The sequence below is a fragment of the Azospirillum formosense genome (assembly GCF_013340925.1).
GTDB lineage: Bacteria > Pseudomonadota > Alphaproteobacteria > Azospirillales > Azospirillaceae > Azospirillum > Azospirillum formosense.
The window spans coordinates 1-6,510 of sequence record NZ_WHOR01000299.1; the positions used below are offsets into that span (position 1 = coordinate 1).

At 68.5% G+C, this 6,510-nt stretch carries 5 protein-coding genes; all 5 read right to left on the bottom strand.

Annotation, left to right across the window (positions count from 1 at the left end; all coding sequences use genetic code 11):
• Window positions 1-121 precede the first annotated feature (121 nt).
• Window positions 122-1,441: an urea ABC transporter substrate-binding protein gene (urtA, locus tag GBZ26_RS25460; RefSeq protein WP_174441234.1), complete on the bottom strand. Its 1,320-nt coding sequence runs from the start codon at window positions 1,439-1,441 to the stop codon at window positions 122-124.
• A 212-nt stretch (window positions 1,442-1,653) separates the two neighbouring features.
• The gene (locus tag GBZ26_RS25465) at window positions 1,654-2,532 is read right to left on the bottom strand and encodes a sugar phosphate isomerase/epimerase family protein (RefSeq protein WP_246653640.1); all 879 of its coding nucleotides are present in this window, start codon (window positions 2,530-2,532) and stop codon (window positions 1,654-1,656) included.
• A 220-nt stretch (window positions 2,533-2,752) separates the two neighbouring features.
• On the bottom strand, window positions 2,753-3,925 hold the full coding sequence (locus GBZ26_RS25470; protein WP_035675139.1) for a dihydrodipicolinate synthase family protein: 1,173 nt from the start codon (window positions 3,923-3,925) through the stop codon (window positions 2,753-2,755).
• Between the two features lie 16 nt (window positions 3,926-3,941).
• Window positions 3,942-5,093: a Gfo/Idh/MocA family protein gene (locus tag GBZ26_RS25475; RefSeq protein ID WP_035675142.1), complete on the bottom strand. Its 1,152-nt coding sequence runs from the start codon at window positions 5,091-5,093 to the stop codon at window positions 3,942-3,944.
• A gap of 20 nt (window positions 5,094-5,113) precedes the next feature.
• Window positions 5,114-6,510: enolase-like domain-containing protein (locus GBZ26_RS25480; protein WP_247884904.1), on the bottom strand; the 1,397-nt coding region annotated here is incomplete at its 5' end.

Below are 6,510 nucleotides of genomic sequence, written 5' to 3' on the forward strand. Positions count from 1 at the left end.
CCCACCCCGGCCCTCCCCCGCTTCGCAGGGGAGGGAGGATGATCCCCTCCCCTGCAAAGCGGGGGAGGGTTAGGGAGGGGGCACCACGCAGCCAAGTCACCAAGAGGCGATCAGACGGTCCTCACGACCCCTTGCCGCCGCACTTGCCGGTCTTCACGTTGAAGTTGCCGCAGGACATCGGGGCGCGCCAATCGGAGATCAGGTCCTTGCTGTCCGGCAGGAAGTCCGACCACTCGTCGCCGGCCACGAGGCCCGGCGTCTTGGAGACGGTCTCGAACTGGCCGTTCTCCTGCACTTCGCCGATCAGCACCGGCTTGGTGATGTGGTGGTTCGGCAGCATGGCCGAGTAGCCGCCGGTCAGGTTCGGCACGGCGACGCCGACGAGGCTGTCGATCACCGCGTTGCTGTCGGTGGTGCCGGCCTTCTCGACCGCCTTCACCCACATGTTGAAGCCGATGTAGTGGGCTTCCATCGGGTCGTTGGTGACGCGCTTGTCGTTCTTGGTGAAGGCCTGCCACTTCTTGATGAAGTCGCTGTTCTCCGGCGTGTCCACCGACATGAAGTAGTTCCAGGCGGCGAGATGCCCGACCAGCGGCTTCGTGTCGATGCCGGCCAGCTCCTCCTCACCCACGGAGAAGGCGACGACGGGGATGTCCTGCGCCTTGACGCCCTGGTTGCCCAGTTCCTTGTAGAAGGGGACGTTGGCGTCGCCGTTGATGGTCGAGACCACCGCGGTCTTCTTGCCGGCGGAACCGAACTTCTTGATGTCGGCGACGATGTTCTGCCAGTCGGCGTGGCCGAACGGCGTGTAGTTGATCATGATGTCCTCGGACTTCACGCCCTTGGACTTCAGGTAGGTTTCCAGGATCTTGTTGGTCGTGCGCGGGTAGACGTAGTCGGTGCCGGCCAGCACCCAGCGCTGCACGCCCTCGGTCGCCGCCAGATAGTCGACGGCAGGGATCGCCTGCTGGTTCGGGGCGGCGCCGGTGTAGAAGACGTTGCGCGAGGACTCCTCGCCCTCATACTGCACCGGGTAGAACAGGATGCTGTTCAGCTCCTCGAACACCGGCAGGACGGACTTGCGGCTGACCGAGGTCCAGCAGCCGAACACCGCGGCCACCTTGTCCTTGCTGACCAGCTCGCGCGCCTTCTCGGCGAACAGGGGCCAGTTGGAGGCGGGATCGACGACGACCGGCTCCAGCTTCTTGCCGAGAACGCCGCCCTTCTTGTTCTGCTCTTCGATGAGCATCAGCATGACGTCCTTCAGCGTGGTCTCGCTGATCGCCATGGTGCCCGACAGGGAATGGAGGATGCCGACCTTGATGGTGTCCTGGGCCGACGCCGGGGCGGCGAAGCCCGCGGCGAACGTGACGGCAAGACCCGCGGCCGCCGCAAGGGTGCGACCGGTCTTGAAGCCCGACTGGAACCCCGTCTTGAACATTGTGAATACCCCCCGTTCTTTGGTCTGGCGCCCGCCTCAGGCGCCCGGGGGTGTCCTTCGCAAATGTGATGCCACAGCGGGTTTTCAGGAAGGCGGTTCAGGAAATCCGCAGCGATTTACAGCCCAGCATTCGATTACGAATTATGCACGCCGTCGCTTTATGATCAAATTTTGCTCACTTCCACCAGAATGACTGATTTTTAGGCGCCCTCTCACACCGAAGACCGATGCCGTTCGACACAGACCGACAGCACCTCATCCAAAGGTCGTGCCCACCACTGGCGCGAGAATATTTCGACCTCGGAATAGCCTTGGAATCCAACGGTTTCCACCCAGCCACGGATCATTGGAATATCGATCATTCCGTCGCCCATCATGCCGCGATCCTCCAGCAGGTCGGCGGTTGGCACCAGCCAATCGCACACATGGAAGGCACACAGGCGATTCCGGCCCGCCCGCTGGATCTGCGCCTCCAGTTCCGGATCCCACCAGACGTGGTAGACGTCCAACGCCACGCCCAGCGCTCCGGTTGCCTGGGGGTCCAGCCGGTCGCAGAGGTCGAGCGCGTGGCGCATCGTGTTCACGCAGGCGCGGTCGGCGGCGTACATCGGGTGCAGCGGCTCGATGGCGAGCGGCATCCCGACGCCGCGGGCGTGCTCCAGCAGTTCGGCGATGCCGTCCTCCACCTGGGCGCGGGCCAGCGCGATGTCCTTGGACGGAGGGGAGCCGGGGCGGGAGAATTGCGGCAGCCCGCCGACCACCAGCACGAGGCAGGGGGCGCCCAGCGCCACCGCCTCGTCCACCGCGCGGCGGTTGTCGTCGCGCACCTCGGCCCGGCGGTCGGGATCGGCGGGGAACATGCCGCCGCGGCAATAGCCGGACAGTTCCAGCCCCAGCTCCTTCACGGCCCGCGCGGCGCGGTCCAGCCCCACCGCCGCCACCTGATCCCGCCAGGGGGAGACGGCGCGGATGCCCTGGCGGGCGCAGGCATCGAAGATCTGCAGCAGGTCGCCCTGCTTGCGCACCGTGGCCGTGTTGATGGACAGCCAGCGATGATCGCCGGAGAAGTCGCGCATGATCGTGGTCCTCATTGCGAAATGCCCTCTCCCGCCTCTCGCGCCCGCATGCGGGCGCTAATGGCGTCAGGCGGCCTTTGGCCGCCGAGAGCCCCGGGAGAGGGTGCCCGCGACAGCGGGCGGGTGAGGGTCGTGCGAGGATCGACGCACTAATCCTTGGCGGCACCCTCACCCTTCCCGCGCATCGCGCGGGCCCCTTCCCTCTCCCGGGGCGGGAGAGGGAATTACCCTTACCTCACACCGCCTCGATGCCGCGGACGGCCAGGACGTCGGCCATGCGCCACACCGCCTCTTCGGGGTCGCGCAGCAGACCGGCCTTGTCGGCCAGCCGGAAGATTTCCGCCAGATGCAGGGTGGAGCGCGTGCCCTCCTGTCCGCCGATCATCGTGAAATGGTCCTGGTGGCCGTTCAGGTAGGCCATGAAGACCACCCCGGTCTTGTAGAAGCGGGTCGGCGCCTTGAAGATGTGGCGGGACAGCGGGACGGTCGGCTCCAGGATTTCGTGGAAGCGTCCCTCCTCGCCCGCCGCCAGCTCGGCCAAGGCCGCCGCGGCCGCCGGGGCGATGGCGTCGAAGATGCCCAGCAGAGCGTCGGAATGCCCCTCCGCGTCGCCGGCGATCAGCTCCGCGTAATTGAAGTCGTCACCGGTGTACATGCGCACGCCGGGGGCCAGCCGGCGGCGCATGACGATCTCCTTGTCCTTGTCGAGCAGGGAGATCTTCACCCCGTCGACCTTGGCCGCGAAGTCGTTGATGATGCCGACCGCGGTGTCGAGGGCCACCGGGAAGTCGTTGGTTCCCCAGTAACCGGCCAGCGCCGGGTCGAACATGTCGCCCAGCCAGTGGATGATCACCGGGCTGCGCACCTGGGAGAGGATGCGGCTGTAGACGCGGACGTAGTCGTCCGGCCCCTTGGCCACGCGGGCGAGCGCGCGCGACGCCATCAGGATCACCCGCCCGCCAAGGTCCTCGACCGCGGCGACCTGCGTCTCGTAGGCGCGGATCACGTCGTCGAGCGAGCGGGCGTCCTCCGGCGCCAGATGGTCGGTGCCGGCCCCGCAGGCGATCAGCGCGTTGCCGCGCGCCTTCGCCGCGGTCAGGGAGCGCCGGATCAGCTCCAGCGAGGCGTTCCAGTCCAACCCCATGCCGCGCTGCGCGGTGTCCATCGCCTCGGCCACGCCGAAGCCGAGGTCCCACAGATGCTCGCGGAAGGCGATGGTGCGGTCCCAGTCGATGGCCGGGGTCAGCCAGGGGTCGTTGTCGGCCAGCGGGTCGGCCACCATGTGCGCGGCGGCGTAGGCCACGCGGTTCAGGGGCCGGTCGGTGCGGGCGGGGAAGCCGCGCGCGGGGGCGACCTCGTAGCTTTCCAGCGAGCGGTCGGCGCGCGGCAGCTTGATGGTCAGTGCCATGGACAAGGCCCTCCGGTCAGGCGGTCAGCGAGGGAACGTCGACCCAGCGGCGCTCCTTCCAGCTCTTCAGCGCGGCCTCGACGAGTTGCACGCCCTTGGCGCCTTCGATCAGCCCGTGGTTGAAGGGAGCGTCCTCGACGACGTGGCGGATGAAGGATTCCCACTGCGTCTTGAAGCCGTTGTCGGTCGGCTGGTTGTCGGGCACCGGCTGCCACGTCGCGTAGAAGTCCATGGTCTGCTTCTGGTCCGGGTTCCACACCGGGCGCGGCGTGCCCTGGCGCGGCTGGATCACGCAGTCGCTCAAGCCCGCGACGGCCGAGCCGTGAGTGCCGTCCACCTGGAAGGTCACCAGATCGTCGCGGTACACCCGCGTCGCCCAGGAGGAGTTGATGTGGGCGATGACCCCGCCCTCCAGCTCGAAGGTGGCGTAGGCCGCGTCGTCGGCGGTGGCCTGATAGCGCTTGCCCTGCTCGTCCCAGCGCTCCGGAATGTGGATGGCGCCGAGGCAGGAGACGCTCTTGACCTGCCCGAACAGGTTGTCGAGCACGTAGCGCCAGTGGCAGACCATGTCGAGGATGATGCCGCCGCCATCCTCCTCGCGGTAGTTCCAGGAGGGGCGCTGCGCCGGCTGCCAGTCGCCCTCGAACACCCAGTAGCCGAACTCGCCGCGCACCGAGAGGATCTTCCCGAAGAAGCCGCTGTCACGCAGCATCTTCAGCTTCTGCAGGCCGGGCAGGAACAGCTTGTCCTGCACGGTGCCGTTCTTCACCCCGGCCTCCTCGGCCAGCCGGACGACGCGCAGCGCCTCTTCCAGGTTGGTGGCGATGGGCTTCTCGCAATAGACGTGCTTGCCGGCGCGGATCGCCGCCTCCAGCAGCGTCGGACGCATCTGGGTGGTGCCGGCGTCGAAGAAGATCGTGTCGTCCGGGTTCGCCAACGCCGCGTCCAGATTGTCGGTCCAGCGCTCCACGCCGTGGCGCTGGGCCAGTTCACGGATCTTCTCGGCGTTGCGCCCGACCAGGATGGGGTCGGGCATGACGCGGGACCCGTCGGACAGCGTGACGCCGCCTTGCGCCCGGATGGCGAGGATCGACCGGATCAGGTGCTGGTTCATGCCCATGCGGCCGGTCACGCCATGCATGATGATACCAAGGCGCTTCGTGCTCATGTCGGGGACTCCCTAGGGGATTATTCGTTCTGTAGAGGGGACAGGCGGTCCCATCGGGGCTGCGCCGCGCTGGCGAAGCCGGGGACGGCCAGGGTTTCGGTCGGCAGGCTGCCGCCCGCCGTGGCGAGACGGACAATGCCGTCCCGCCGGGTGTAGAAGCCGGGATGCGCGTCGAGGAAGGCGTCGGCCTCCGGCGCTCCGTCGAAGCCGTTTCCGTACTGGTGGCCGTTGCGCTCCGCGTCGGCGATGCCGAGCAGCGCGACCAGCGCCGTGTCCTGCTGCACCGCCAGCCCGGCCTGACAGGTCAGGTCCTCCGCGGCGATGAAGTGCGGCGCCCCCCAGGCCGCGCAGCGCGCCCGGTTGAGGATGGCCTTGTAGAGCCCCTTGCAGGACTTGGACGACACGCCGCGGTAGCCGGCGGCGCGGGCGCGCGGGAAGGCGTCGTAGCCGTCGTCGGACTCGTCGATGATGAAGGGGATGCGCTCCGCCACGGCGCCGAGCGGCGCCTCCAGCGCGCGCTCCCGCGCCACGGGCTGCTCGATGTAGAGCAGGCGCCCGCGGAAGCCGGCCAGCGCCGGCTCGCGCTCCAGCCCGCCCAGGAAGGCGGCGAGGGCCGCGGCGTCCGCGTATTGTTCGTTGCCGTCCAGCGTGGCGCGGTAGTCGCCCGTCGCCGCGTCCAGCACACCGGCGATCGCCGCCAGGCGCGCGAGGTCGGCGGACGGATCGCCGCCCAGCTTGATCTTGAAGCGGCCCAGCCGCTCCCGCGCCAGCAGGTCGCGCAGGGCCTCCGGATCGTCGAGCAGCCCGACCGTGTGGCGCAGCGCCACGGACGTCCGCACTTCCAGCCCGGCGAGGAAGCCGTCCAGGTCGAAGCCCGCAAGATCCGGTGTCAGCCGCGCGTCGATCCCGGCGCGGTTCGCCCGCATGCCGGTAAAAAAGTCGGTGTTCAGGACCCGCAGCAGCCCGTCCAGCACCGCCTTGTCGATCAGCGCCGGCCCGTAGGCGGCGGTCAGGTCGGGCAGCCCGGCGGCCCGGCAGGCCGCCCGCTGGATTTCATAAGCCGCCGCGTGGTGGCCGAAGGCGGTGTCGGCGCGGTCCGTCCGGTAGGCGTCGCGGGCGAGGCGCAGGGAGCGGCGCAGTCCGTCCACCGTCTCGTCCGGGCTGCGGTCCGGGTTTTTGTCGAACCACTTCGGCATCATCATCTCGGCGGTGCCGCCCCACGCCTCGCCGACGCCGTCCACATGGACCAGGGTGCGGACGAAGGCCTGGGGAGCCGCCTCCACCGTCACGCTGCCGAAGCGGAAGGGCTTCACGAAGCGGACGGGGCATTCATAGAGGTCGATGGCGCGGATGGTGAGGAGGGGGGCGGGTGCGGTGCCCCCACCCCGTCTCCTTTTAAAACTGTGCGCTGGCCGCG

What these genes read in the sequence shown, in the direction of transcription:
- urtA (WP_174441234.1), bottom strand. Translation starts at nt 1,441, where the DNA reads ATGTTCAAGACGGGGTTCCAGTCGGGCTTCAAGACCGGTCGCACCCTT.
- GBZ26_RS25465 (WP_246653640.1), bottom strand. Translation starts at nt 2,532, where the DNA reads ATGAGGACCACGATCATGCGCGACTTCTCCGGCGATCATCGCTGGCTG.
- GBZ26_RS25470 (WP_035675139.1), bottom strand. Translation starts at nt 3,925, where the DNA reads ATGGCACTGACCATCAAGCTGCCGCGCGCCGACCGCTCGCTGGAAAGC.
- GBZ26_RS25475 (WP_035675142.1), bottom strand. Translation starts at nt 5,093, where the DNA reads ATGAGCACGAAGCGCCTTGGTATCATCATGCATGGCGTGACCGGCCGC.